Origin of the sequence: Chryseobacterium sp. MP_3.2 (assembly GCF_035984805.1) — a bacterium.
Lineage (GTDB): Bacteria > Bacteroidota > Bacteroidia > Flavobacteriales > Weeksellaceae > Kaistella.
In genome coordinates this window covers 820,790-847,669 of record NZ_JAXCHW010000001.1, presented here as the reverse complement: position 1 = coordinate 847,669, position 26,880 = coordinate 820,790, and the positions used below count along the sequence as shown (strand labels likewise).

The window sequence follows — 26,880 nt, the reverse complement described above, 5'->3', positions numbered from 1 at the left end:
TTTGTTGGAATCAAAAGTAAATGTTGTTAGTAACTTTGCTTTTGAATTTTTCGCAATATCTTACCTTATAATTACGAATGTGCAAAGGTATAATTTTTTGATTTAATTATACTTTAAAGCTTTTACCGGCGAAATTTTACTTATCAAATAACTTGGTAAAACTAATGCAACAGCGGAAACCAACAGAATTCCAAAAGATATTCCGAGGATGTAAAAGATATTTAAATCCACCGGAACCACACTTAAATAGTAATTCTCTGGATTGAGTTTTATAATCCCAAAATACTTTTGGAGCAGTAAAAATGCGAGTCCAATGAAATTCCCAATCAATAAACCAGGAACCATAATGAGTAACGTATAATTAATAAATATGGTCTGAATCTGTCCATTGGTGGCGCCCAAAGTTTTCAGCATTCCAATAGAATTGGTTCGCTCGATTATTAAAATGAGCAAGACCATGACAATATTTATAATCACTACAAACAGCATGATGGTTATAATCAGCGCAATATTGGTATCAAAAATCGCAATGAAATCCATAATTTGGGGGTATTCATCCGTTGCTTTTATGGTATAATTTTTATAACCCACTAATTTGTCAATAATCGGAGCATCATCATCAATGTTATTTATATTTTTCAAAAAGACATCTATTCCGCCAATCTCCGTCTTTTCCATGTCCTGAATTCGTCTTGCATGGTTAATTCCGCCTAGAATAAATAAATCATCGATGAGCTTGATATCTGTTTTGTAAATTCCTGTAACTTCAAATTTTCGGTAGATGGGACTTTGACTTTGTTTTGAAAAAATGGCGACGATGCTGTCTTTTACTTTGAGTTGAAGATCACCCGCAATCTTTTGCGAGATTAATATTCCACTATCAAATCCATCTTCAGAAAATTTTGGCAAAGCCCCAGAAATCATGAATTTCTGAAAACGTTCCCGATCAAAATCTTTCCCCACCCCTTTAAAGATGATGCCCGCAAAATTATGTTCATTTCTTAAAATGCCGCTAGACGCCACGTATTTTTGAGTAGTCGCCACATCGGGCAAAGCTTTGATTTTTTCAAGTTGAAAACCTTCAGAACTCAGCACAGATGAATTGTAAGAATTATTCGACTGTTTAGATTTAATGGAAATATGGCCAGAGAAATCTGCCATTCTCTCTTTAATGGCTTTTTTGGAACCTAATCCCGTAGAAACCGTGATTAAGGAGACGATGACGCCCAATGCCACAGACAATCTCCCAATGAACACGATAATTCGTGAGAGATTATTTTTGTTATCTTTGGAAAAAGCTATTTTTTTGGAAAAATATAACGGAAACTTCAAGCAGATGAATTTAGGCCTCAAAATTAAAGATTTAGTTCTGACTGTGCTAATCTTTTTTAGTTTTAACCAAGCAAGTTTCGCCCAAGACATTGGAAAAAACTGTTTTAAAAGCGGTGCAGACCGACCAGAGCTTTATCTGCCCCTGCTGCAAAATAAATCGATTGCCATTGTAACCAATCAAACCGGATTGCTTAAAGATGGCAGCTTTCTGGTAGATTACTTGGTGAAAAATAAAGTGAAAATCAAAACTATTTTTGCGCCAGAACACGGTTTTCGTGGTGATGCAGACGCGGGAGAGCATGTAAAGAATGGAGTAGACACCAAAACGGGAATTCCGATTTTTTCACTTTATGGTTCCAACAAAAAACCGAAACCAGAGCAATTGAAAGGAATTGATATTGTTCTTTTTGATATTCAAGATGTGGGTGTGAGATTCTACACCTACATTTCTACTTTAACGTACGTAATGGAAGCTGGTGCAGAAAATAAGGTGGAAGTAATCGTCCTCGATCGTCCGAATCCTCATGATGGTTATGTTGATGGCCCTCTATTGAATGAGCAGTGGAAAAGTTTTGTGGGGATGCATCCGATTCCTGTTGTTTACGGATTAACAATCGGAGAGTACGGAACCATGGTGAACGGCGAGAAATGGCTGTCTAAAGGTATTCAAGCAAAATATACTGTTATTCCAATGCAGAACTACCATAAAAAACAACGGTACGGCGTTTCCGCTTCACCTTCGCCAAATTTGCCGAATGATACGGCCATCAATCTTTATCCAAGCCTTTGCTTTTTTGAAGGAACTCAAGTTTCGGTGGGGCGAGGAACTGATTTGCCCTTTCAAATTTATGGCAGTCCGTGGAGTAAAAGTCTTCCTTATCAATTTACGCCTAAACCTAATTACGGCGCAAAAGATCCGTTCCTGAACGGTAAATTATGCTTCGGAGAAAATCTTTCTAAAGAGAAGCCAGATCTAAGGGAATTAAATATCGACTGGCTTTTAAAAGCTTACCAAAATTATAAAAATCCCGCGCAGGATTTTTTCCTGAAGAATTTGTTTTTTGATAAATTAGCGGGGAGCGATGAATTGAGAAAACAAATAGTGGCTGGAAAATCTGCAGCTGAAATCAAAAGTTCCTGGAAAAAAGATCTGGAGGCTTTCCAGAAAATCAGAACGAAATATATTTTATACGTGGATTAATACAGCATCAATACTCTTTTAAAACAAAAAATCGGACAGAATTAATTTCTGCCCGATTTTTTTATCATAATTTTTAAGTGCTATTTCTTAATAAATCGAAGTGCGGTTTTGCTCGCTCCGTTATTGATCTGTACGTAGTATACGCCAGATTTTAAAGATTTTACATTCAAATTTTCTGAGAATTTTTCAGATTTTAAAATTCTTCCAGAAGCATCTAAGATACTAATTGTAGCATTTTTTGAATCAAAATTATTATCTACATTAATTTTTAATTCGTCATTTACCGGATTTTCTTTGATCGAAATTGCCTTCGCTCCAACACTTGAATTGTCTGTTGCCAAGGTACCTGATACAAACAAATCAGAATATTGTTGCGCAACTTTAAATGCACCCATAGACATGGTTGGAACTGCTGCAGTATTGGTTCTTAATAAAAAGCGATCCATCGTGAAAGATGCCGCATAATCAGCCCCTGCAGACATGGTAGCATCTGCTGTTACAGGCTCAGAAGCTGCAGTTGGATTTACATAAAATTTAATGACATCATCTGAAGTAGTTCCACTATTCATTGTGTATTTAACAACCACCAAATGAGTAGTGTTCAAAGGATAAACCGTAGTGGTGTAGACGTTGGTTCCCCCATTTTTAGATCCACCAATTGTAAATCCACCTGCTGCAGTTTTAACCTGCATGCGAATTGCTGTATTGAAATTTCCGCCCGCAAGCGCACGAAAGACATCCGCTGGAGTTCCTGCAGGAGCTGCTGCAACATTTACCAAGAAGGAATAATAGATGGTAGTGCCGTTTGCTGGCATTGCAAGAGAAGTAGTGAGTGGAGTTCCTACTGCATCTTGATTTGGTTTAATAGCTGCAACATTTGTGGTAGCACCTGCAATATAATTAGTGTAGCTCAAAGCTACATTTGCAACCTGTGTATTGGTGCAACCAGATCCAGCGCAAGTTCCGCCACCGAAAGTGCCAGAATTATTGGTCCAGGTTCCCTGACCAGAAAGTAATGCTCCTGCAGTATAACTTCCTAAATTATCAGAAAATAAAGTTTGAGCCTGAGATAATCCAAAGATTGCTACTAAAGCTAAAGAGTAAATTTTTGTCATTGTTTTAAATATTAATTGTTGATAATAAATTTCTTGTTAATGGTTTTCGATCCGTTTTCTAAGGTGTAAAAATAGATTCCTTTTTGAAGCTTTCCTACAGAGAATTGCTGGATTTTCTTGCTGTTTAATTTTGTGCTGTAAACCAGTTTTCCGTCTACGGCGGTGATATTCAAATCTGCGTTGCTATATCCTGTTTGCTGAATCGTGATATTTCCATTTGCATAGTTGAACGCTGCATTTTGATGAGTATTAAATTCTCCCGTATCCAAAGTTTCTGGAAAATCTAATTCATCCCAAGTTCTTGCGATACTTACCAATCCTATTTTTCCTGTAGCTTTTCCTGCTTTTGGCGTATTGTATGGAAAAGCAACGCGGTCAATGTTATTCGAATATTCAAAAGTACCAAGTGGTGCACTTAAAGTTGAAGTTGCCGGTTCACCTGAGGCAAATACGGGATCGATAAAAAGATTCATTATGTCATCAGAACTTCCTGGTCCAATTACATATTTCACTACAAATAAATGAGTCTGGTTAAATGCGTAATCAGAACTTGTAACTCCCGCTGGATTAGTAGAATCTCCAATTTTAATTCCTACTTTAAATCCGGCGGCAGTGCTTCCTGGCTGTACCCATATTCTGGCAGAAGTTGTGAAGGCTCCTCCATTCAGCATTCGTAAAACATCGAAATAATTTGTTCCTGTAGGATAAGCGCTGAAGTTTCCTAAAAAAGAAAAATAATAAGTTCCCGCCGTTATTGGGGTGGCTAATAAATGTCCCGGTCCATCTTGATCAACCCCTTTCATTGTGATTGATTTTGTCGCATTGCCATAATTTGGATAAGATAAAGCATCTGCAGAAACGGAAACAAATTCAGCGCCTGATATAGCACCACCTGTTCCACCCGCGGAACTGTTATTGGTCCATCCGTTCTGCCCATCTAGTTTTCCTACATTTAAAGTAGAAAAATCCTGACGTAAGATGATTTGTGCATTAGAGTACACCGCAAAAGGTAAAATAAGTAAAGTAAGTAGTTGTTTAAGCATATAAAATTTCTGTAAAAATAGAATAAATTTTATTATATGCAACGCATTTTTAATTGCGCCTTAAAAACTCGCTTTCACTTGCATCGATCCAATGTGAATGGTACGTTCCCCAGAGTTTCGGCCTTCATAATTCACATTCAATTGAATAAAAGAATTGATGGATTGCTGTAAGAATACAGACCAAACCTGGTTTTTTCCAGGCTTTAAACCATCAAGCATTTGATTGCCCACCAGGGAGAAATTATTACCCGTGAAATCATTATTGATGAAAGAAAAATTCCCACGAATGGAGGTTTTTTTGCGGTCCCATTGTAGACTTCCCGTTAAATCGAAGGTCTTCAAAAATTCCTCGCCATCTGCTCTTTTTTTCTGTCTCAAAGCTGAAGATAGTTCTGCCTGAATCGCCTCTGTAAATTTATAAGTGACCTTTGGTTTGGTTTCAAAATTATTCAAGACATAATCGCGAGATTGGAAAAGCTGAGAGGCATTTTCAATATGGTGCAAAGAATTTTCCCAGTCTAAACGGAAATCCTTCGAGAACCAATAACCCACATTTAAAAAATTGGAAGTTTGGCTACGTTCCTCATTGCTGAAGTTCGCATTGACTAAATTTTCATTCGTGATAAAGCGGTAATTTCCATTCCATCCAGATTTTTCTGTTGGATTAAATTGAGCTGATGCTAAGATATTTTGATTTTTAAGAATTTGATCTTCATTTTTTTCGAAAGGATTTAAAACCAAAACCTGATCTCTTTTAATGAATGAATTCTGAGAGTTAAGGGAAATGTTGAAATTCCACCTTTTCAAAAATTTATTTTCGGAGTTAAAAACCACAGATGGATTCACAAATAGGGCGACCTGTAATTTATTTTTGTTAGATGGAATATAATTTACGGTGTTGGTGTAAATCCTAATATACTGTGCTAAATCAACATATTCTGCAATTTCAAATTCATCAATTTGCTGTATTCCATCCCCGTTATAATCAGTCCATTTATAAACTCCTTGACCGTCTGTCACTTTTATATATTGAAATTCGCGCTGTGCTTCTTGCCCATTTCCTAATTCATAAAAACCCTGCAAACGCATTCCATTTCGAAACAATTGCTGATTATAAAGAATGTTTCCGACCACAAAATCCTGACTGAAATTATTGGTTAAATCTTGGTTTTGATAATAGAATTTTCGATAGTGGAGCAAAGCATTAAGCGTGGTCTTTTCGGTTTTAATGAGTTGACTTTCTGCCATAATCCCCAGAATATGATTCATGTTTTCCAAGGAATTGTTGCGCACAGAATCATTGTCCCGAAAATAGACGCGTGTTAATAGTTTGGTCCGCGCAGAATCCCCAATTTTTTTCTGCAAGAAGGCTTCTTTCCAACTAAAACTGGAAACATCAAGCTGATCTGTCTCGTTAAAGTTTTTCACATTGTGCTCTATATTTCCACCTATTGCCCAACTTCCTTTCTCTGTGGTATATTCGGAAATCACACCGCCCCGCACAAATTTTGTGTTTTGAAAAGTCGCTTTGGTGTCCAAATAAGAGAGGTTTCCTTTGGTGTTAATTTTTCCTGTTTTCCATCCGAAATCGAGGTCATTTTTAATTCCTTCGTAGGAATTTTTTTCATCCAGATAATTCAATCTGTAATTCAGGAAAGCAGAAGTTCCCCATTGGTTAAGAAAGCTGAAAATAAGGCGATTCTGAGAAATCTGGTTAAACTCGGAAATCAAATTGAAATCGCGGGAAAATTCAACATCATTGATTCTGTCCAAAATACGAAAACGCGAATCTATATGCTGAAATTCAAAGCGAGGTGTGCCCTTCCAATTGTTTTTCGTAAAAGTTTTATACCCAAAAATCCGGCCTGCATACCCAATATTTTCATTGCTGTCTCGGGAAGAAAATAGATTAACATCAAAATTACTTAAGGAGAAATCGGCTCCAATTTTACCCTCCTTCAAAAGGTATTCTGCATTGGCAGAAAAAACCTGAGATTTTTGCGGTGCGGGTAATTTTCGCACTGCTCTATATTCACCTTGACTTGTTCCTACATATTCGAAAACACGGCCATTATTGGTGGTTTGTTTCAGTACATAATTTCCGGAATTCGGACCAAAATAGGTAAATGCAACCTGATAAAGCGTTTGGGATTGATCCGTAGAAAACTCGTAGTAATTTTCACTGGGATTTAGTATAAGTTGGTAGAGAATTTTATTAACATCATATTCTGAAACCGTTCCAGATGGAGCAAACATTAAGTCGGGGTTATTTCCGGCATTTGCTAAAATTTGTTCATCCTCTTTGCTTAAGTTTAAAGCAAGTGGAGCATTTTTATTGTCATTTTCTAGAAACCAATTTAATCCAACTTTCAGCCTTTCTCTTTGATGCTGCAGGGCCCCTGTGACTAAGAATCGGGTATAATTGCGATTCGTGTAATTGTAGGAAATGGTAATAAAATTTTGCTTAAAAATTGGCCGGAAACTCGTGAACGTGATTTCGCCTGTGTTGTAGTTGATAACATAGTCCAAGCTTTCTCCACGTTTCATCAAAATACCATCGATAAAAACTTGTTCGGACCCAGAAAGGATGGTAATAAATTGTTCGCCATTTTTACCTGTTAATCGATAAGGACCTTGATTACCTTCAACACCCTGAAAACGGATGCGGTGAAATTCACTTCTCGCCACTCCTGCAGAAACGTCTACAAAAGTTTTGTTTTCGGTCCCAAAATTTGTCTGAAACTGCAGTCCCATGCTTCTCCTTTGGTATCGCCCGAAGTATGTAGTGTCATCCAGTAAATCTAAATGACCAGCACGCAAAATTGAGCGATCTTTAATGTTGACTTGCATGTAAATTTTGTCAAATTCCTCTAAAGTCTGCGTGTAACCGTCTGCTTGAATCGGTAAATTATGATCAGAAATTGAGGCTAAAACTGTAACATCCTTAGATAATTTACCAGAAATCTGCAGGTCCATTGAACTTTGAACACTTTGACCCTGATTATTTCCGAAAGTAATCCCGCGAATGATGGATCCTTTAGAATTAAGGTCTCCCAAAATCTGTGAGCGCGTGTTTTTAACCAATATGCCTTCGTCAATGACAACTTTATCGGGGGTGTTAATAAAATCCAAAGTGTCTTTGGTGAAAACGTCCTTATTGAGTTTAGCAGAAAGGATGGAATCTTTCTTAGTAGAATCTGCAGGGAAATTTGGATTTTTCCACGAGAAAATTTGAGCATCAAAATGAGTTAATGCTGTGATGAAAAGGAAAAGGAAGCGTATTTTTCTAATCAAGATTTTGGTGGAAACGATTTGTAAAAATAACGAAAAAGATGATTTAAAATTGTTTTTGCATTCTTAACACTTTATTAATATTATTAGTTTGAAATTTATAAAAAAGGGCGTATTTTTGCGGGATTAATTATTAATTATTTAAATTTTCAAGAAATGAAAAAAATCTATTCTTTATTCGCAGCAGTAATTGTAGCTGCTACTGTTAATGCTCAAACTGCAACGCAAGTTGTAAATGAAAATTTTAGTTTCACTGGTGCCTTAAATGCAAATGGTTGGGCTACACACAGTGGTACTGCGGGACAATTATTGTCTGATGGAAACGCTGCTAAGTTGGTAGCAGGTAATTCTGAAGATGTAAACAAAGCATTTACAACCAGTTATTCGGTAGAAGCTGGTAAGAAAAATGAGGCAAATTATTCTGCAACAATAAATATTGCAAATGCTACAGGACTTACTACAGCTGGAGATTATTTTTTAATGTTTGGATCTACTGCAGGATCATCAGTAACATCTTTCTTTGCAAGATTATATGTAAAAGGTAGTGCGACTGGTTATACATTGGGAATTTTAAATAATTCTAGTGCTGGTGCTCTTCCAACTTATGGAACTGAACTACCTTATGGAACAGCAGCAAATATTGTGGTAAATTACACAATTGATAATACTTTGGCTACTCCAACAAATGTTGCAACTTTGCAAGTTAACGCACAATCATTATTAACAAATTCTTCTGGAACTTCAGCAGCTCCAACTACATTGGCTTCCGTTGCAATCAGAGAAGCGGGGAATGCTACAATTGGAACAGGAAATATCTCTATTGATAATTTATCTGCTAATACAATCTCTGCTACTACGTTAGCTGCTTCAGTTGTAAACGCAACGAAAAGTAATTTAGTAAAAAACACAATTGTTGGAAACACAATTATGTTCGCTGCAAAAGCAGACGTACAATTGGTAAATATGAATGGACAGATTGTAAAAACTGCTTCTGTTAATGAGAATACTTCATTAGAAGTTGCCACTTTACCAAAAGGAACTTATATCGTTACAGGTATTGTAAATGGGAAAACAGTTTCTCAAAAAATTATTAAAAAGTAATTTTACGATACTGTTAATTATGAATGCTTCCTTCTTTAGGGAGCATTTTTTTTGTAAATTTGTGGGATAACATTTAAATATTTTCAAAATGAAAAAAATCTTTACAATCTTAAGTTTAACGGCGATTGCTACTATGGGTAGTGCGCAAATTGTAATCAATGAAGTGTATGGTGGTGGTGGAAACTCCGGAGCTACACTTACCAATGATTTTGTAGAATTAATCAATAGAGGGACCGCATCGGCCACTATTTCTGGCGCGTCATTACAATACGCATCTGCTTCAGGAGCATTTAATCAATATCACCCACTTCCAAACATTACTTTGGCTCCAGGTCAGACTTATCTGATCCAAGAAGGTGCAGGTGCAGGTGGTACCGTTGCTTTAACACCAGATTTTGTAGCTCCAATCCCAACAAATTTTATTTCAGGAACCAATACCTCTCCTGGATTTGCAATGTCTGGAACTAATTTAAAAATTGTTCTTGCGAGTGATCTTGTTCAAGTTACAGGTCCTACAGATGCTAATGTTTTAGATTTTGTAGGTATAGGTTCTGCTAATCTTTTTGAAGGTGCAGGTGCAGCTCCCGTAATGACCAATACTACTTCTGATTCCAGAACAAATGGCATTGATACAAACAACAATGCGGCAGATTTCATTAATGGAACACCAACTCCGCAAAATTCTACGCAGCTTGCAGTTTCAGATGTAAGTGGTATTAAAATTACCTTGGTAAAAAATTCTAATTTCACAAATACGTTGGTATTTGGTGCTAAAGCGAACGTACAAATTATCAGTGCAAACGGACAAATTGTAAAAAGCGCTTCAGTTACAGATAACGCTAGATTAGATGTTTCTTCTTTACCAAAAGGAATGTACATCATCTCTGCGGAAATTAATGGACAAAAAGTTTCTCAGAAAGTAATGAAGAACTAAAATTCTTCCCTTAAATTACAGAAAGCGATTCCTTTGGGACTCGCTTTTTTTGTGATTATCGAAGCTGTAATTGTTTAGTAATGAACTTATATCAAGCAGTTTTGGGGGGTTCAATATAAAGGATAAAAGTATTTCCTTAAAGAAAATGAACTAGCGATTTTAATAGCTAAAGGTGAGGTTTGAATTTAAAACCAACCTCTTCTTAAATAACTTGTAATTGCAGAAAAGTTAAGAGACAAAGTAAAACGAATTCTTTTACCATAATCTTTAAAGGAAGGCTCAAAACCTAAGGAACTTTGAATGGGAAAATAAACCTCCAGAAAATCTGGAATGACCTTTAATTTTACGCCAGAATCCCAAATGAAATCTGCATTTTGATTCTTATTTTTATACAAGCCCGCATCTGCATAAACATTAAACCAACGCCAAACATGAGAATCTACGTTGAAAGCAGTAATCCATTGGTTTGCAGTAGTCCCAATATATGATTTAAAGCCTGCGTCTGCCACAATTAATTGCTGAGAGAGAACACCCGAAGTGGCGCTTTGACCCAGTAATCCATAAGAAAAGGAATAATTAGAAACGCGGGAAATTCCGTAATCAAATAAATTATTCTTCGTGTCATTGTTGAAAAAATACCCGCCGAAAAACCGAAAACTTACTTTTTTATCTTGGCCGAATTCCCAACGGTAAAAAGCTTCCCCAGATAATTTTTGGAAATCTTCCATCCACTGCATATTTGCGCTAATATATTTTTCATGGATTAAACTGCGATCAGAATAACCATAACCCAGATACCAAAGATTGTACTTAGAATATTCATTGTTCAGCAAAAGTTCTGGATTTAAGTCTTTCTCAAAGAAATTGTAAGAAAAACCTAAATTTCTTCCAATGTCACTTCGGGGATCTTTATTAAAACTAATGTTCGCGAAGGCCGTAATTTTTTGATATGTTAAATCGTAATCATAATGAAAGTAAGAACCAGAAACGCCAACATCTAATTTCCGGTAAAAACTTTCTGCGGGTTGAAAAGAGTAGGAGACAGACCCAGATCCTGTTAATTTACCAGTTCCAGAACTGTAATAAGGCGTAATGGAATATAGAAATTTACGCTCGAAAAGGGATGAATTCTTAAAATTGAGCCCAGCCAAAACTTCATCATAAACATTAAAATTAAAGCGCGGATTTAAATAAATCTCATTGTACTCTGGATTTGGTATGTCTCGGAAAAGTTTCAATTTAATTTTTTTCGCATTTGCGAAAATGCCTTTCGTATACAAATAATTATCTCGAAAGTTTTTCTCGGGGAAAATATAATCTCGGTTCAGAACTATTTTTTCTGCATCGGACTGTGGAATCACGAACAGTTTGGGTTCTGTAGAATCCGTGGTATCAAACCAAAACGTTTGTTTATCCCCACTTTCAGTCTCAGTTTCAACTTTGAAAGGTATTTTTTGAGCAGTGTTCTTAGAAATTTTAACTTCAAAGTTATCTCCGACTTTCTTGTATTTTTTTAAATTAAAATTAACGCGGTTTTTTCTTTGGATAAAATCTTCTAAAAATTCCGCAGAATACCCAGAACTTAGGGTGAGTTGATCTAAAAAGTCTTGCTTATCAATGCGCTCAGAATTATTTTTTGTCAGATAATTTTTTAAAAATTCGTCAAAATTTTCCGTTCCCATTTTCTCTGCTACAAAATCGAAAAGACTTCCCGCTTCGAAGTGGCTGATTGCATTCGCATTAAAATTACTAAGATTTTCAAAATTCTCATTAATTTTTTGATCCAAATTTTGCGTCATGATGTATTGGTAAGCCAATCCATACCGTTCACTCAACTTTAATTTGGAGGCATAGAAAAACTTCAAAGGTTTTAAGCCAAATATTTTTGCCTCCTCAGGTAAATCGCCAAGGAGTTTTGCATCTGGGTAGTACCTGTCCAAATATTGAATTTCTAGATATGTTTTTAAGCCATTTTGAACCCAATGATCTTGATTGGTTTTGAAAATGGTGGACTGCTCCATAATGCATTGAGAAATGATACTGAAATAATTCAGATCATTTTTTTCTGCATCACTGAAAAGTTGATATTTAAATTTCCAAAATTTTAAATCACTAATGCCCACAAAATCTTCACTCTTGCGAAATTTCTCGCTGATGAATATTTTTTCTGGCAGGAATCCAATTTTATTTTTAATAAAGTTAAGATGAAGCGGCAGATAAAATTCTAAGTTCCTTACATCTTCTGGGGTCAAAAAGTATTCAAAGCTAACCTCCACTTTCTTTCCTTCCACGTTTGTATTTATGGACGGGAATTGATTTTCGGAGATGTAAAATTCCGGGTCAATTTTCAGATTTCCTTCAAAATAATTTGGCTGTACTTCCTGCAGATTGCTCTGAGAATAATAATGGGTAGGAATATCCAGATTGACGCGCCAATAATTCCCGGGACTTTGATTTTCTTCTATGTCGATGTAAAAGCGTTCATCTTGATTTTCATTTTTGAAGCCGTCTGGAACGAGGAAGAAATATTTGAGCGCGAATTTTTTCTCCTCTTTTCCATAACTTGTAAATTTGGAGTGCGGCAATAGTAGAGCATAGTCTAAAGTAAGCGTCGCCTTTTCGCCAACGCCTAATTTTTTTGCCAGTGGTAAGAAAATATTTTCCCGATTAGAATCCACAATGGTGATCAAAGAATCATTTACGAAAATAGAATTGATTTTTAGGCCCCCTAATTCTTCTGCACTGGCAAAATGCAAATCACTTTTCCGATCTTCTAATTTTCGAAGCGCCAGTGGCGTGTTTTGATTTTTATATGAACTGATCCAGTTCAGTAATTTAATTTTTTCTTGCGGAGAATTTGTGGTGTTGGTGTAGATGATTTCTTGCTTTACAAGGACTTCTCTGCTGTTTTCAGAAATTTTAGCCTCAATGTAAATACTGTCTTGTTGCGCCGAAACTGCAACAAAATTAAAACCTAAAATAATCCCCCAAAAAACTTTTTTCATAGTAAGAAGGCCAAATATAATGATGTTTTTTTTAAAAGAAGTTTATTTAAGGTAATTTAGAAATTATAATTAATTTTGAGTAAATATCATGCCTTGCAGAAAATTTGCCTCTTTCCATTTTTAGTACTCCTGCTCAATTTGCAATTGTTCAGCAGTCAAGTGGTAGAAACTACGCAGCTTTTGCTCATTGACCACAGCAAATCCACTATCCGCACCAGATTTACACCGCCGAAAGGATATGTTTGGGAAAAAGATTTGCCAGGAAGTTTTAGTGAGTTTATGAGTAGTTTTCCGCTTCATCCACGCGGTTTTCCGGTGCGCGATTTTAATGCCGTTCCGATTGAAAAACAGACCAATCACATCGCAGTGCTTAAAATTGATGTGGGCGATAAAGATTTGCAGCAATGTGCAGATGCCTGGATTCGATTTTACGCGGAATATTTATGGGGAAATAAACGTTTTGAAGAGATTTGTTTTGAATTTACCAGTGGACAGTTCTTTTCTTGGAATGATTACAAAAATGGAGTGAGAACCAGAGAAGTTCGCAGAAAAGTCTCCTTTTATAAGACGAAAATTGTTGATGATTCTTATCAAAATTTTCGCACCTATCTCAACCTTATTTTTCGTTATGCGGGAACTATTTCCCTCAACAAAGAATCCTATTCCCTCACAGACAATTCTCAAATTCAAGCGGGTGACTTTATCATCAAACCGGGAAGTCCAGGACATTCGGTGATTATTGTGGGCGCGGCAAGAAATAATGCTGGTAAAAGATTATTCTTGCTCGCAGAAAGTTTTATGCCGGCTCAAGATATTCATGTCTTGGTGAATCGTCAATATCCAAAAATTTCGCCTTGGTATGAATTAGATATTAATTCGCCAAAAACAGTAACGGCTAAATATACGTTCGAACCTACCTCCATTAAAAGATTTCATACTTTGAAATAGATCCACTTTATAGCTTTTAAAACCGCCAATCATCAGGTAAAACAATAAATGATTCCCTAAAAATGGTCAAAAAATATTTAATTTTGCGGGTCTTTAGAATTTCTGTGTCATGCCAAATAAATTACCGAATTCCATCCTTTATCTTCTCAGTATTTCTGCTGGTTTAGAGGTGGCCAATTTATATTATAACCAACCTCTGCTGCATGATATGGCCACAAGTTTAGGAGTTTCTGATTCCGAAGTGAGCAATGTTGCGCTCTCTACGCAGATTGGGTATGCCTTCGGATTGTTGTTTATCATTCCTCTGGGTGACAAAATTAACAACATCAAAATCATGAAACTCAATTTTCTGATTTTGATCCTCTCACTTTTGGGGGCTGCACTATCCCAGTCATTAGTTTTACTTATAATGAGTAGCTTTTTAATTGGATTCACTTCGACTTTACCCCAATTATTTGTGCCAATGGCTGCACATTTAAGCAATGATGATGGTCGTGGAAGAGCGATAGGAATTGTCATGAGCGGTTTGCTCATCGGTATTTTGGGAAGTCGTGTCTTAAGTGGATTAGTCGGCGAATATCTCGGATGGCGAACGGTTTTTTACGGTGCTGCCGGACTGATGATTTTGCTTTTCTTTTTGCTCAATGTGAAATTACCCGTTATTCAGCCCAAGTTTGGGGAGAGTTACAGCAAACTCATGAAATCTCTTTGGTTTTATTTCCGCACAGAATCTTCATCGACTGGCTGATTTGGCTGGTGCCTTGGCTTTCGGAAGTTTAAGTGCTTTCTGGACGACTTTTGTATTCTTGATGGAAGATTTTTTGGATATGGAAGTGCGGTTGCTGGAGGTTTGGATTGTTTGGAATTGCTGGAGCATTGGGCGCAACGGTAGTTGGAAAGTTGAATAACCGCGTGAAGAAACACAAACTTATTATTTTGGGAGGCGTTCTCATCATTATTTCTTGGATCATTTTTCTCCTGTCTCCACACTCCATTATTGGTTTAATTATCGGAGTTGTGCTTATTGATTTAGGCGTTCAAAGTGTGTACATATTGCCAATCAAAATATTGTTTTTTCAAAGAATACAGAAGCGAGAAACCGCGTGAATACCATTTACATGGTTGGTTTTTTTATCGGCGGCGCGGCTGGAACAAGCTTTGGATCGCTTGCGTGGAATTACTTCGGTTGGACGAGAGTTTCTGTGGTAGGACTTGGCTTTTCTGGATTAATTTTAATCGTACAATTGCTGACGAGTAAGAAGACGATTTAGGATTAACTAATTAAAAATTATCCCGAATATCAAGCAGATTTTTGATAAGAAGAATTTTTATCAGCTCAATCTGCAAAATCTTATCATTTTTCCTAGAATATTAATATTCAATCTTTAAAATTTCGAACGTATTCTTCTTTTCTCCTAAGTGTAAGATTGATTCTTCACCCACTTTCTTGTGCATTAATGATTTTGCTAAGGGAGTTGTGAAAGCCATTTTTTTCTGTGCAATATTGGCTTCATCTACACCCACGATTTGAAAAGTTTGTGCTGCATTACTGCTGATATTTTTGAAGGTGACTTTTGCACCAAAATGGACTTCGTTCTGTGGTAATTTTTTGGGGTCAATGATTTTCGCGGAGGAAATTCTTTCCTGTAAAAGCTGCAATTTGGCGTTGCTGTGATTTATAGAAATTCGATATTCTTTTTCTTGAGAAGAATCCAATACATCTTGTTCCTTCAGCATAATTTCTTTCTCTTCTAGCAGCAAATCCAATCCAGCTTGTGTTACAAAATTTTCAGTTCCGGCGGGTAAATCTGCGCGTGGTGCAACGAAGGGAATATCTTCTTGATCATCTTCTTTTACAAATCCTCTACTCATCTCGTTTAATTTCAAGAAATAGTGCAATTTCAATTCCAAAGAAATTCAATTGGTATTCAAAAAAAACTTCCGAAATACAATATTTCGGAAGCTTTCAGTTCATTGATCTTCGGATATTAATCGCAGTTGCCCTCAATATCACAACTTTCTCCGCTATGAATAATCTTTAAACCAGCATCTCCCGCCGAAAATTCTTCCCAAGATTTTTCCAAAACTTCAGAGAATGTAGAAGCTGGCTGCGCTCCCGAAACCCCATACTTATCATTAATAACGAAAAAAGGAACGCCACTTACACCCATTTGCCGCGCTAACATCATATCTTTCTCTATGGCAGCACCATATTTTTCGGATTGTAATGCAGCCTTAATATCTTTTTCATCTAAAGAAATAGACTGACCAATTTCAACCAAAGTTGCTTCATCATCAATGTTTTTTCCCTCGATTAATTGGGCAATAAATAAGGCTTCTTCTGCTTCATTAGCTACGTTTTTTTCAGCAGCTAATTGTAAAAGCAAATGCGCTCTGTAAGAATTTGCAACTTTTTGATGGTCGAAATTAAAGTCAATTCCCGCATCTTTTCCCGCTTTGTAAACGTGTGCATACATTTCTTTTGCTTTTTCAGGAGAAACTCCTTTTCTTTCGGAGAAATACTCCATGGAATTTTTTTCTGGGTGCGTTTTCATCTCTGGATCCAGTTGGAAACTGTGCCACCTTACATCAATCTTGCTCCCTTCTGGAAATTGTTCCAGCGCTTTTTCAAAATTTTTCTTGCCAACATAACAGAACGGACATCTAATGTCACTCCAAATATCTACTTTCATAATTGTAATTTTAGTAAAATCAAAGGTACAAATCTCAAAATATTTTTCTCTTGATATAAGATAAGAAGCGTCTATTTCTGGAAAACTCTTAAAATCTCAGCGTACCATTAATCCAGAAGAGTGTAAAATTAAATACCATAATGCTACGGTCAGTAGCGAGAGGGGAATTCCAATGCCGACCATTAAGTTGCAAAGTTTTGGTTCTAATTTGTGCGTGGAAGCAATTATTGCGGCTGTAATCATGGGTGCCATTGCTGACTCTAAAAATGAGATTATAATAATTTCACCTCTTTGATCTAGAAGTAAAAAATAGAGTACAAAAATAAGTGCCGGAAATAATACCAATTTGAAAGCAAGTCCCCAAAATAAAGGCCGACTTTCCTCCTCTAATTTTTGCCACTTTAATTGAGTTCCCACAGAGACCAAAGCTAGTGGAACCGTAGTGGCGCCTAAAGCCAGGAAAACTTCATCTAAAGCAAGAGGAACTGAAATATTAAATATATTAAGGAGTAAAGCCACTACAAAAGCAATGAACGGCGGAAATTTTAGAATCTTTATAAAAATTTCTGAGTCGTAACTTTTTTCTCCCGAATAAAAATTGGCGAAGAAAATGCCCAATGTGGATAAAGCGACAAAAGAGCCAGGTTGATCTACGAGCATTACCGTTTTTAAACCGTTTTCGCCATACAAAGTTTGAATAATAGGAATACCTACAAAAGAAGTATTTCCAAATCCAGCACATAAAACCAAAGCGCCAATAGTAGTTTTAGACCATTTTAATTTTTTGCCGAGGATGGTGAAAAAGAAAAAAGCCAGAATAATATTTAACCAAGGCACTAAAACGGGAAAAATAAGCTGAACATCTAAAATAATTTTTGGAATATAATAGAGGGAAAGAGCCGAGAGGGAAATGGTGATGACGAAAGAGTTTAAAGCCAAATGACCATCTGCGGGGAAAAGTTTCGTTTTTCGCAGAAAAATTCCGAGAAATAAACAGAGAAAAAGTAAAATTAAATTAGACAAATTTCGATTTTATGTAGGGATTTTTTTTGACTTCAGTTTGAATAAAATATAAAACTCCCGCAACTTATTCAGATTAAGTAGATGGTTTTGCGTTAACCTGATTCTTCTGAATAATTTGCGGGAGTATTTTCTTTAATGTAAATAAAGATATTCTATAGACTTGCTTCGTACGCTTCCCAACCTGCAAACTTGTATTTTAAAACTGCTTTTTCTGCGTCTGCAGCTTTATAAACACCGCGACCTACGATGATGAAATCTGTTTCTAATTGTGAGAAAGCATGTTCCGGCGTATTGTACTGCTGTCCTTTTCCGTCCCCAGAATCCGCTAAATTAATTCCCGGGGTAAAGAGAAGCAATTCATTTGGAATTTTATTTTGAGCCACACCACCGAAAACATTAGGATGAGACATGGCAATTTTCGTGGCTTCTTCTCTATAATTAGCATCTGTTAAAGTTCCTTTGGAGGACATTCCCAAGATGGCTACAACGCCTACATTTCGGAAACAATCTAGGGAATCATAACCTGCAATAACTTGTGCTGTAACTAAATCTGCCCATTGAGAAATTTTATAGGTCCCGTAAGCAAACTGCAATTCTTGGGTATTTCCGATGTCTGCAAATTTCCGATCTTCCATTAAAAGGAAGTTGTATTTTGTGGCAATATCTTTCAGTTTCAAAATCGTTTCATCTGGATCAAAATCCAGTAAAATATCAATATGCGTTTTTAAAGCGACGATATGTGGGCCTACTTTTTCGGCAAGTTCCAATAATTCTTGTGTAGAAGTTACATCTGCAGAAACAATAAGATTTGATCTTTTATCCAGGGCAATCTTCAATAATTTTTGCGCCACAGAATGATCACAGATTTTTAATTTTTCCTCATAAGAAAGTCTTTTTTCCTCCTCGAATCTTACCGCATTTCCAGCCAGAAAATCATTAATTCTGCCTACCTCCTCATCGCTTAAATGACCTTCTTCTTTTAACATGGAACATACCTCAGAAATAGTAAAAAGCGTATGAACACGGAAACCTTTGTGCTCTAATATTTCTCTACCACCTTGTTGACGGTCCAAAACCACCACAATATCTGAAACCGTAATTTCTTCATTTTCTATTTCGGGAATTGTTTCTAGCAAAGAAGTTCCAGAAGTAATTACATCTTCTACCAATAAACAATTTTGACCTTTGGAGAAAATTCCTTCCAGCATTTTTTTAGTGCCGTATTGTTTGGCCTCTTTACGTTTAATAATTAAAGGAATGTAGCTTTCTAGAGACATTGCAGTTGCCATAGGAAGTGCAGCATATGGAACGCCACAAATTAAATCGAAATTATCAAGTGGAAGCATATCCAATAAATAATTTGCAAGTTTTTTCAAAATTTTTGGGTCCGAAGAGAGCGGTCGTAAATCTACGTAAAAGGGACTTTCTATTCCCGATTTCAGGGTAAACCTGCCAAACTTAATGATGCCGAGTTTATAACACTCCAGAAAAAATTCCTTCTTAGTTTCCATGTACTTTTTACTTTATTACAAAGCTAATATTTTTAGGATATAAATCATTGTTGTACGCCTGCCTTTTTAAATTTTTTGGGGCCCTTTTCCGCCTTCCACTCCCGTTTTTTTTGCAAATCCCAATCCGATTGCTCGGCTCGGGATTTACAAAAAAGAACTCCGTTTAAGTCGGGGTGCAGATTGTTGCATGGCACAATAGGGGTAATTAATTATAATGATCAGGATCTCCATCACCTGGATTATTTAGGATTTTATAATTCTATTATCTCTGTTCAAAAATTCACTGATTAAATTTTATAAACGTCATTAGTAAATTTTATAAATAATAAATTTTAATAAAAAACCACCAACGAGCAAACTGCAGCCAGAAGTAATGACATTCAGGGGCAAAGAAATGGACATTACGAGACATCCGATCAAACCCAAAATGGGAATAATTTTGCTATACATTCTATCTTTTTCTGGTTGCCTAATTGCCGCAATATTGGTAATGCTGTAATACAGTAAAATAGTAAAAGTAGCAGCTCTCACAATAAATTCAAAAAATCCCACGAGTGTAAGAATTAAAATGATAAAACCTGTAAAAATGATCCCGACGTGCGGAACTCTGAAGCGAGAATGTATGCGCTCAAAAACTGGTGGAAGATCTCTCCTACGAGCCATTGCCAACATCATTCTACTGATTCCCAGAATCTGACTCAGCAAAACTCCAAGCATTGCTGTAGATGCTCCAATGGTAATCACACTTTTAATTCCTGGCGTTGAGAGCGCATTTGCCACTTCCTGAAGTGGGGAAGTGCTTTTTGCCATATTTTCAGCACCGATTACGCCAATGGCAACTACAGAAATTAAACTGTACAAAATAATGGAGGAAACAATGGTTATAATGATCGCTTTTGGAATCGTTTTCTTGGGCTCTACTACTTCTTCGGCGAGGGTCGCGATTCTTGCATATCCAGTGAACGCAAAGAATAAAAGTGCGGCCGCTTCTGCAATTCCTGCTATTCCAAACGGTGCGAAGGGTTTAAAGTTTTCGATTTTTATTTCGGGAATTCCACTTGCGGCAAGATATAAAAGGGAAAATATTGTTACAGCGACGATTACCAAATTTAAGCTCCCCGCTTTTTTAATCCCAAAAATGTTAGCAAAGGTCAGAAAAAGCACAGCCAGCACAGAAAAAATAATTGGGGAGCCAATGGGGAAGAGTTGGTAAAAATAGCTTCCAAATCCCATAGCGACAACTCCTGCTGCCGCAAGTTTACTGATCAGAAACATCCATCCTGCAGAAAATCCTAAAATGGGATTGAGTAAGATATAGCCGTATTCATAAGTTCCTCCAGAATTTGGATAAATAGCCGCCAATTGGGCAGAACTCAACGCATTAAAGGTGGCAATAATTCCCGCAATTAACAGTCCTATCAGAAAAGCTGGTCCAGAAACGCCAGCCGCAATTCCCGTCACCACAAAAATACCGGCTCCGATGATCGCTCCCAAACCTATGCCTACAGCATCTTTTAAAGTAAGCGATCTTAATAAATCTTTGTCATTTAATTTTTGCATTATTCCTTTTTAACAAAAAATAATCCAGGGAAAAGGAGCCGCCACCTTTGAGGAGCAAGAATAAACTACCGAGTAACATTGCCCAATCTGTACGGCTTGCATGCATCATTTCCCAAAAACCTTTCTCAGCAAAAACTTCAGATTTTGTAGTTGCAAGGGCTATGATCATTATAAATATTAAGGGGACACTGGCTAATCTAGTAGTCAGTCCTAGAAGTACGAGAATGCCACAAATAATCTCAAAAATTCCGACCAAGTTTCCTAAAAATTCGGGGGAAGGCAGCCCAATCTTTTGAAACCGTCCTGCACCTCGCATTTCAGTAAACAGAAACTTCTGAATTCCCTCCGAGAGAAATACAGTTCCGACTATTAATCTTATTAAAATTGTTGCTTTAGAAGCATCAGTTTTTAAAATTCTATTTTTGAGATCAGTCATCTGATGATTTTAACCTCCAATATATTTCTCCACCATTTCCTCGAACTTATTAATGTCAAAAGGTTTGGCAATAAAATCATCTGCTCCAGCTTGTTCCGCCAATTGATTGATATTAATATTCGCAGAAAAATAAACCACTGGAATGTGTTTTAAATTTTCATTTGATTTTAGAAGTCTTGTAGCTTCGATGCCACTAATATCCGGCACCCAATTGTCCATGAAAATTAAATCTGGTAAAATATCTTGAACCTGTTTTTCCACGTTATTGGTGGTAGCAGAGGTATTGACTTGGCATCCAAGATCTTCTAAAATTTCAGTACACAATTCCAGAATTTCCAAGTTGTCATCAAAAATAAATACTTTTTTTGAAGTTTTTATTGCACTGTTTTCATTCATCTTCCTAAGTTATTTATAAAGTTTGCCATATTTTTCGGCTCCAGAATTTCATCGATGGTCACGTTTTCTAAAGCATTTTGCGGCATAAAAGGCGAGGTTGCTGATTTCAAATCTTGGATTGCTGTTTTGCCCCCAGTTTTAGTGACCGCATCTAAGCCTAAAGTTCCGTCACTATTGGCACCCGACAAAAGTAAACAAACTAAATTTTCTTTAAAAATTTCTGCTGCACTTTCGAAGGTAACATCAATGGAGGGGCGAGAGAAATTAATTTTTTCTGAGGCATCCAATGAAAAAGTACGGTCGTTTTCTAAGAGTAAATGATAGCTTGGTGGCGCAAGGTAAATAGTTGCGGATTTTATTTCTTCTTTTTCCTCAATTTCTTTTACTTTTAATTTCGTGCGTGCGCTTAATAAATCGGTGAGCATGCTGCTTCTGCCAGATTTTCTGTGTAGCACAATGATAATTGGAAAATTTAAATCAGTGCGCAAATCAGGTAGAAGCTTTAAAATAATATCTAAGCTTCCTGCAGATCCACCGATAATTAATGCTTCGCATTTTCTCATTTATTGTGTTTTGCGCCAGATTTTTCTGGTTGTATTTCGCTCGAAATTTTTAGAAATAGTTGAGAATTCAAGTGATTCTTTGGTTCCTAAAGCTAAGTAACCAAATTTTTCTAAACTGTTATCAAAGAGTTCAAATACTTTGCTTTGTAAAGGTCGGTCAAAATAAATCAATACATTGCGGCAAAGTATTAATTGAAACTCATTAAAAGAATGATCCGACACTAAATTGTGCGTGGAAAAAATAATATTTCTTTTTAATTCATCATTCAATTTCCCTAATGAATAATTAGCAGAATAATAATCAGAAAATTGTTCAGTGCCACCTGCTGCAATATAATTTTCGGTATATAGTTTCATTTTGCTCATGGGAATTAAGGCTTGAGCAGCTGTTTCTAAAACCGTAGCGTTAATGTCTGTGGCATAAATTAAGGATTTGTGTAAAAGATTCAATTCTTTCAAGAATATGGCAACAGAATACGCTTCTTCGCCAGTGCTGCAACCGGCAATCCAAATCCTTATAAAAGGGTAGGTTCCAAGATGGGGCAAAATTTCATTTCGTAAAGTGGTGTAAAATTCTGGATCGCGGAACATTTCTGTCACGTTGATGGTAATTTGCTCCATGAAGCGCTTAAAATAGGCGGGTTCCGTTCTGATTTTATAACGGAATTCTGCGAAGCTTACAAACCGATCCAGCTCATACAAGCGAACCACCCTACGTTTCAGGGATGCTTTGGAATATCCGGTAAAATCATAGCCGTACACTTCTAAAACATCTGAAAGTAATGTTTCTACGTGGCGGTCTCTGTCTTCAGTGGAATTCACGGTTTAGTCAATTAATTGATTGAGCAAATTCATCAGTTCATCTACATCTACAGGTTTGCTGATGTAGCCATCTGCGCCTGCTTCCATGCATTTTTCTCGATCTCCCGTCATCGCTTGTGCAGTAATCGCGATCACCGGTATTTTCTTAGTTTGTTCGTCTTTCTTCATTCGTTCAATGGCTTCATAACCATCCATTTCAGGCATCATCATATCCATTAAAACAATCCCAATATCATTATTATTGGAGAGGATTTTTAAACCTGCACCTGCATTCAAAGCAGAAACACACTGAAATTTTTTGGATTTTAAAACTGCACTGAGTGCAAAAATATTTCTGCTGTCATCATCAATGATGAGTACTTTTTTATCTTTTTTCATGATTTTAGATTTTATCATACAACCAAACTCGTAATAAGGAAACCATTTGATCGATATCTACTGGTTTTGAAATATAGTCTGAAGCGCCTACTGCAATACATTTTTCGCGGTCACCCATCATTGCTTTTGAGGTTACTGCCAATACAGGCAGATTTCTAAATTGTGGTAAAATTCTGATTTCTCTAATCGTTTCGTAGCCGTCCATTTCTGGCATCATCATGTCCATTAAAACCACATCAATGGAGTTATTGTCCTTCAAAATTTTCAGTGCTTCTTTTCCGTCCATGGCAGAAATTACTTTCATACCTTGAATTTCTAAAGCTTTGGTTAATGAAAATATGTTTCGAACATCATCATCTGCAATTAAGACGGTTTTGTCTTCCAAAATGTTTCTAAGCTCGGTTAGATTTTGAAAGCTGCCGAATTGATCCTTGTCTTTTTTATTTTTTTCTTCTACCAAATGGAGAAATAAACCAGCTTCATCTAAAATTCTTTGGTAAGAAAAAGCAGTTTTAACCACGATAGAATCCGCATATTTTTTAATCCGATTTTCTTCACCTTGAGAGAGACTTTTTCCTGTGAAAACAATGATTGGCAAATGCTCCAATCCTTCTTTTTGTTTGATGGTTTCTAAGGTTTCATAGGCGTTTTTACCAGGCATTCCCATATCCAGAATGACACAATCTACTTCTTGCTTTTGCAGTGCGTCTATGCTTTCTTGTACATTATTGACGATGTCTGTATTGATGCTGTTTGCGCCAAGATAATAGCTTAAGGCTTTTGCATGTTGCTCATTTTCTTCAATAATTAAAACTTTTTTCGGGGAACGATCCAAAGCTTTTTCTAATTTTTTAAACACCTCTTGCATTTGTTCCAGCGCGAAAGGTTTATTGATGAAATCTACAGCGCCCCGCAATAAGCTTTCTTGTTTAAATTTCATGCTAGACATAATGTGAACTGGGATGGGTTTGGTCTCTGGATTAGATTTTAAAGCTTCCATCACTTGCCAACCGTCCATGATTGGGAGTTGGATATCCAATAAAATTGCGAGAGGTTTGTATTTCTGCGCCAACTCAATACCTTCATCACCACGAACAGCGGAAATTACTTTGTAATTTTTGGAACGCGCGAAATTGAGGAGGATTTTCGCAAACGGCGTGTCATCTTCAATGATTAAAATGATTCTATCTCCTTCTACAATGTTTTCTCGGTCATCTTCTACCGCTGCAGGAATGATATCTGAGATAAATCTCTTCGGTTGTTTTTCAATCTCTACAGGCGTATAAACCGGAAGTTCCAGTGTGGGTTGTTTTGGTTCTATGGTTGCATCCAAAGCTGAAATAGGGAGGGATAAAGTAAACACACTTCCAACGCCTTCTTCACTTTCCAGATTAATTTCGCCACCTAACAAACGGGCTAGTTCTCTACTGATAGAAAGTCCTAAACCTGTTCCGCCATATTTTCTTTGCGTAGATCCATCGGCTTGTTGAAAGGCTTCAAAAACCATTCTGAGTTTATTCTGCGCAATTCCAATTCCTGTATCCGTGACTTTAAAGTTTATTTTTTCCTGTGCGGCATCATTAGAGATATTTAAAGTGATACTTCCTATTGAAGTAAATTTAATAGCATTGGATAAAAGATTTTTTAAAACTTGTTCTAATCGCAGTTTATCCGTGGTTAAAATGGCGCTTGTTTCGGGTTTAATTTCAATATTTAAATGCAGGTTTTTTGCATTTGCCATTGGACTAAATAACATTTTCAGATCACCCGTAATTTCTGTTAGCGGAACCTCATTGATTTCCAAGGTCATTTTCCCCGATTCAATTTTAGAAAGGTCCAGAATTTCATCGATAAGGGTGAGTAATCCTAAGCCAGAACTTTGCATTACTTCGGCATATTCCACATATTGCTCGTCCAGGTCATCACTTTCCGTCATTAATTTGGAAAGAAGGAGAATAGAATTTAGGGGAGTTCTCAGTTCATGAGACATATTCGCCAAAAACTCAGATTTGTATTTAGTACTTTGTTCAAGCTCTTGAGATTTTTGCTGAATTTTGATATTTCTTTCTTCAATTAAAGCATTTTTTTCTTCCAACAGGCCAGTTCGTTCTTCCAGCTCTTGGTTGATTTGCATCAATTCCTCTTGCTGCACACGTAATTCTTCTTCGGAAGCGAGTAGTTTTTGGGATTGCGCTTCTAATTCAGAATTAATATTTTCCAGTTCTGAATGTTGAGTTTGCAGTTCCTCGGACTGTGCTTGAGTTTCTTCTAATAGCTCTTGCATTTTCACCCGACTTTGCATCGCGTAGAAAGCCATTCCAATGTTACCGGCTACATTCTGCAAAAACTTTAGATGTAAGGGTGAAAATTCCTGCATAGAACCCAATTCGATTACGCCTATCGCTCTGCCGTATCTTGTAATCGGTAGTGCTAGAATATTTTTCGGTTTAGTTTCACCTGTTGCATAGGTAATGGTTGTGGAATGATCTGGAACATCTTCTACTAAAATCATTTGAGAAGAACGGAAAGCTTCTCCCGAAATTCCATCTCCAATTTGAATCGTATTCCTTAAGCCTGGTTCTGCGGCATAGCTCCTCACCAAATGAAGTTTGCTGTCTTCTTGCTGCACGTAAATCGCTGCAACACGGCTGCCGGTATGTTCCGTGATGCTGCCTAAAATATCTGTTGCCAAAGTTTCCATGCTTTTTTCACCCAGCATTTTATCATTGAGTTGTGCAACGGAGGAACTTAGCCACTCTTTTTCTTCGATTAATTTAAAGGAATTTTGAAGTGACTGCGCCATTTGGTTGAGTGATTCTGCAACTGTTCCTAAGTTTTCTCTTGCTTTTTCATCGGTTAAAATATTGTAATCGCCTGCAGAAATTAGTTCTGAAACTATTTCTATCGCTGCAATTCTATTTTCTGATTCTTTATTTTTTAACTTTAGTTCTTCGGTTAAACTGTTTTTTTTACTGTAATCCCGAGAAACTTTTCTAAAAAAAACCAAGGTTATACTAATGGCTAGAAGAGCAGATAGAATAATCAAATAAGGCGTGTAAGAAGCAAATTTATCCAGATCTTCTCTTTTGCTTTTCAGAATTCCCTCCTCTTCAAATTGCATTTTCGCAACAGACAGACGAATCTCATCCATGTGTTTTTTTCCTAAGAGTAATTGTTCCGTAGTAACCTCAATATTCGATTGTTTCTGAACGAGATTTTGATCCAAAATCCTTAAACGATTTTCTATATTGGATTTTAATTTTTCGAAATTTTTATTCTGAACCGCTGTTCCGGTCATTCTTAAATATAAATCTTCAGTTTCCCTTTTAATGTTCTGCTTTGCATCTAAATAAGGGTCTAAAAACTCTTTATTTCCCGTAAGCAAAAATCCTCTCTGATCCGTTTCTGCATCTTTCACGTAAGACAGTAAATTATCGAAATCTCTGATGGTCGTGTTGCTGGATCTTACCATCTGCGATGAATTAATAAGGTTATTAATACTAATGTAAGAAGCCAGCGAACTTATGA

General features: G+C 36.6%; 23 protein-coding genes. 7 read left to right on the top strand and 16 right to left on the bottom strand.

Features of this window, described 5'->3' with window-relative positions:
• Window positions 1–102 precede the first annotated feature (102 nt).
• Window positions 103–1,332 carry an ABC transporter permease gene (locus tag RCH13_RS04130; protein ID WP_326985944.1) on the bottom strand — a complete coding sequence of 410 codons (1,230 nt, stop codon included), beginning with the start codon at window positions 1,330–1,332 and terminating at the stop codon, window positions 103–105.
• A gap of 4 nt (window positions 1,333–1,336) precedes the next feature.
• Between RCH13_RS04130 and RCH13_RS04125 the strand changes: the two genes are divergently transcribed.
• Window positions 1,337–2,533, top strand: a complete 1,197-nt coding sequence (locus RCH13_RS04125) for an exo-beta-N-acetylmuramidase NamZ family protein (protein ID WP_326985943.1) — start codon at window positions 1,337–1,339, stop codon at window positions 2,531–2,533.
• A gap of 80 nt (window positions 2,534–2,613) precedes the next feature.
• Here RCH13_RS04125 and RCH13_RS04120 read toward each other — a convergent pair whose 3' ends face one another.
• From RCH13_RS04120 to RCH13_RS04110, 3 genes are read right to left on the bottom strand one after another with little or no spacing between them, the layout of a single operon-like run.
• Window positions 2,614–3,648 carry a T9SS type A sorting domain-containing protein gene (locus RCH13_RS04120; RefSeq protein WP_326985942.1) on the bottom strand — a complete coding sequence of 345 codons (1,035 nt, stop codon included), beginning with the start codon at window positions 3,646–3,648 and terminating at the stop codon, window positions 2,614–2,616.
• An 11-nt stretch (window positions 3,649–3,659) separates the two neighbouring features.
• A complete protein-coding gene (locus tag RCH13_RS04115) occupies window positions 3,660–4,691 on the bottom strand; it encodes a T9SS type A sorting domain-containing protein (protein WP_326985941.1) in 1,032 nt (343 codons plus the stop codon).
• 60 nt (window positions 4,692–4,751) lie between these two features.
• A complete protein-coding gene (locus RCH13_RS04110; RefSeq protein ID WP_442784616.1) occupies window positions 4,752–7,982 on the bottom strand; it encodes a hypothetical protein in 3,231 nt (1,076 codons plus the stop codon).
• A gap of 156 nt (window positions 7,983–8,138) precedes the next feature.
• On the opposite strand from RCH13_RS04110, the gene RCH13_RS04105 reads away from it, so the two are divergent.
• Together RCH13_RS04105 and RCH13_RS04100 are read left to right on the top strand one after the other, a co-directional pair.
• The gene (locus RCH13_RS04105) at window positions 8,139–9,083 is read left to right on the top strand and encodes a T9SS type A sorting domain-containing protein (protein WP_326985939.1); all 945 of its coding nucleotides are present in this window, start codon (window positions 8,139–8,141) and stop codon (window positions 9,081–9,083) included.
• A gap of 88 nt (window positions 9,084–9,171) precedes the next feature.
• Window positions 9,172–10,017 (top strand): lamin tail domain-containing protein, encoded by an 846-nt coding sequence (locus RCH13_RS04100; protein ID WP_326985938.1) that lies wholly within the window; start codon window positions 9,172–9,174, stop codon window positions 10,015–10,017.
• 185 nt (window positions 10,018–10,202) lie between these two features.
• Here RCH13_RS04100 and RCH13_RS04095 read toward each other — a convergent pair whose 3' ends face one another.
• Entirely contained in the window at window positions 10,203–13,022 is a 2,820-nt protein-coding gene (locus tag RCH13_RS04095) for an aminopeptidase (RefSeq protein ID WP_326985937.1), read from the bottom strand.
• A gap of 75 nt (window positions 13,023–13,097) precedes the next feature.
• Here RCH13_RS04095 and RCH13_RS04090 point away from each other — a divergent pair, with 75 nt between their 5' ends.
• The 4 genes from RCH13_RS04090 to RCH13_RS04075 all read left to right on the top strand — a co-directional run bounded on the left by RCH13_RS04090 (window position 13,098) and on the right by RCH13_RS04075 (window position 15,241).
• Entirely contained in the window at window positions 13,098–13,970 is an 873-nt protein-coding gene (locus tag RCH13_RS04090; protein ID WP_326985936.1) for a DUF4846 domain-containing protein, read from the top strand.
• 109 nt (window positions 13,971–14,079) lie between these two features.
• Entirely contained in the window at window positions 14,080–14,718 is a 639-nt protein-coding gene (locus RCH13_RS04085; RefSeq protein ID WP_326985935.1) for an MFS transporter, read from the top strand.
• Between the two features lie 128 nt (window positions 14,719–14,846).
• A complete protein-coding gene (locus tag RCH13_RS04080; RefSeq protein ID WP_326985934.1) occupies window positions 14,847–15,077 on the top strand; it encodes a hypothetical protein in 231 nt (76 codons plus the stop codon).
• Window positions 15,074–15,241, top strand: coding sequence for a hypothetical protein (locus RCH13_RS04075; RefSeq protein WP_326985933.1), 168 nt, complete (start codon window positions 15,074–15,076; stop codon window positions 15,239–15,241). Before RCH13_RS04080 ends, RCH13_RS04075 begins: the two co-directional genes overlap by 4 nt.
• A 100-nt stretch (window positions 15,242–15,341) precedes the next feature.
• On the opposite strand, the gene RCH13_RS04070 is transcribed toward RCH13_RS04075, so the two are convergent.
• The 11 genes from RCH13_RS04070 to RCH13_RS04020 all read right to left on the bottom strand — a co-directional run bounded on the left by RCH13_RS04070 (window position 15,342) and on the right by RCH13_RS04020 (window position 26,824).
• Window positions 15,342–15,842: a GreA/GreB family elongation factor gene (locus tag RCH13_RS04070; protein WP_326985932.1), complete on the bottom strand. Its 501-nt coding sequence runs from the start codon at window positions 15,840–15,842 to the stop codon at window positions 15,342–15,344.
• Window positions 15,843–15,958: 116 nt separating this feature from the next.
• Entirely contained in the window at window positions 15,959–16,663 is a 705-nt protein-coding gene (locus RCH13_RS04065) for a DsbA family oxidoreductase (RefSeq protein ID WP_326985931.1), read from the bottom strand.
• A gap of 96 nt (window positions 16,664–16,759) precedes the next feature.
• A complete protein-coding gene (locus RCH13_RS04060; protein WP_326985930.1) occupies window positions 16,760–17,686 on the bottom strand; it encodes an AEC family transporter in 927 nt (308 codons plus the stop codon).
• Window positions 17,687–17,838: 152 nt separating this feature from the next.
• The gene (gene pyrF, locus RCH13_RS04055; protein WP_326985929.1) at window positions 17,839–19,197 is read right to left on the bottom strand and encodes an orotidine-5'-phosphate decarboxylase; all 1,359 of its coding nucleotides are present in this window, start codon (window positions 19,195–19,197) and stop codon (window positions 17,839–17,841) included.
• Between the two features lie 306 nt (window positions 19,198–19,503).
• Window positions 19,504–20,757 (bottom strand): APC family permease, encoded by a 1,254-nt coding sequence (locus tag RCH13_RS04050; RefSeq protein ID WP_326985928.1) that lies wholly within the window; start codon window positions 20,755–20,757, stop codon window positions 19,504–19,506.
• Entirely contained in the window at window positions 20,741–21,193 is a 453-nt protein-coding gene (locus tag RCH13_RS04045) for a DoxX family protein (RefSeq protein ID WP_326985927.1), read from the bottom strand. Before RCH13_RS04045 ends, RCH13_RS04050 begins: the two co-directional genes overlap by 17 nt.
• A gap of 9 nt (window positions 21,194–21,202) precedes the next feature.
• Window positions 21,203–21,589, bottom strand: a complete 387-nt coding sequence (locus RCH13_RS04040; RefSeq protein ID WP_326985926.1) for a response regulator — start codon at window positions 21,587–21,589, stop codon at window positions 21,203–21,205.
• Complete coding sequence (locus RCH13_RS04035; RefSeq protein ID WP_326985925.1) at window positions 21,586–22,152, bottom strand: chemotaxis protein CheB; 567 nt, start codon at window positions 22,150–22,152, stop codon at window positions 21,586–21,588. Before RCH13_RS04035 ends, RCH13_RS04040 begins: the two co-directional genes overlap by 4 nt.
• The gene (locus RCH13_RS04030) at window positions 22,153–22,974 is read right to left on the bottom strand and encodes a CheR family methyltransferase (protein ID WP_326985924.1); all 822 of its coding nucleotides are present in this window, start codon (window positions 22,972–22,974) and stop codon (window positions 22,153–22,155) included.
• A 3-nt stretch (window positions 22,975–22,977) separates the two neighbouring features.
• Window positions 22,978–23,352 (bottom strand): response regulator, encoded by a 375-nt coding sequence (locus RCH13_RS04025; RefSeq protein ID WP_326985923.1) that lies wholly within the window; start codon window positions 23,350–23,352, stop codon window positions 22,978–22,980.
• A 4-nt stretch (window positions 23,353–23,356) separates the two neighbouring features.
• Window positions 23,357–26,824 (bottom strand): response regulator, encoded by a 3,468-nt coding sequence (locus RCH13_RS04020; RefSeq protein ID WP_326985922.1) that lies wholly within the window; start codon window positions 26,822–26,824, stop codon window positions 23,357–23,359.
• Window positions 26,825–26,880 lie beyond the last annotated feature (56 nt).

Excerpts from the sequence above, each read along its gene's own strand:
- RCH13_RS04125 (WP_326985943.1), top strand. The coding sequence starts at position 1,337 with ATGAATTTAGGCCTCAAAATTAAAGATTTAGTTCTGACTGTGCTAATC.
- RCH13_RS04120 (WP_326985942.1), bottom strand. The coding sequence starts at position 3,648 with ATGACAAAAATTTACTCTTTAGCTTTAGTAGCAATCTTTGGATTATCT.
- RCH13_RS04115 (WP_326985941.1), bottom strand. The coding sequence starts at position 4,691 with ATGCTTAAACAACTACTTACTTTACTTATTTTACCTTTTGCGGTGTAC.
- RCH13_RS04105 (WP_326985939.1), top strand. The coding sequence starts at position 8,139 with ATGAAAAAAATCTATTCTTTATTCGCAGCAGTAATTGTAGCTGCTACT.
- RCH13_RS04100 (WP_326985938.1), top strand. The coding sequence starts at position 9,172 with ATGAAAAAAATCTTTACAATCTTAAGTTTAACGGCGATTGCTACTATG.
- RCH13_RS04095 (WP_326985937.1), bottom strand. The coding sequence starts at position 13,022 with ATGAAAAAAGTTTTTTGGGGGATTATTTTAGGTTTTAATTTTGTTGCA.
- RCH13_RS04085 (WP_326985935.1), top strand. The coding sequence starts at position 14,080 with ATGCCAAATAAATTACCGAATTCCATCCTTTATCTTCTCAGTATTTCT.
- RCH13_RS04070 (WP_326985932.1), bottom strand. The coding sequence starts at position 15,842 with ATGAGTAGAGGATTTGTAAAAGAAGATGATCAAGAAGATATTCCCTTC.
- RCH13_RS04065 (WP_326985931.1), bottom strand. The coding sequence starts at position 16,663 with ATGAAAGTAGATATTTGGAGTGACATTAGATGTCCGTTCTGTTATGTT.
- pyrF (WP_326985929.1), bottom strand. The coding sequence starts at position 19,197 with ATGGAAACTAAGAAGGAATTTTTTCTGGAGTGTTATAAACTCGGCATC.
- RCH13_RS04050 (WP_326985928.1), bottom strand. The coding sequence starts at position 20,757 with ATGCAAAAATTAAATGACAAAGATTTATTAAGATCGCTTACTTTAAAA.
- RCH13_RS04045 (WP_326985927.1), bottom strand. The coding sequence starts at position 21,193 with ATGACTGATCTCAAAAATAGAATTTTAAAAACTGATGCTTCTAAAGCA.
- RCH13_RS04040 (WP_326985926.1), bottom strand. The coding sequence starts at position 21,589 with ATGAATGAAAACAGTGCAATAAAAACTTCAAAAAAAGTATTTATTTTT.
- RCH13_RS04035 (WP_326985925.1), bottom strand. The coding sequence starts at position 22,152 with ATGAGAAAATGCGAAGCATTAATTATCGGTGGATCTGCAGGAAGCTTA.
- RCH13_RS04025 (WP_326985923.1), bottom strand. The coding sequence starts at position 23,352 with ATGAAAAAAGATAAAAAAGTACTCATCATTGATGATGACAGCAGAAAT.
- RCH13_RS04020 (WP_326985922.1), bottom strand. The coding sequence starts at position 26,824 with ATGGTAAGATCCAGCAACACGACCATCAGAGATTTCGATAATTTACTG.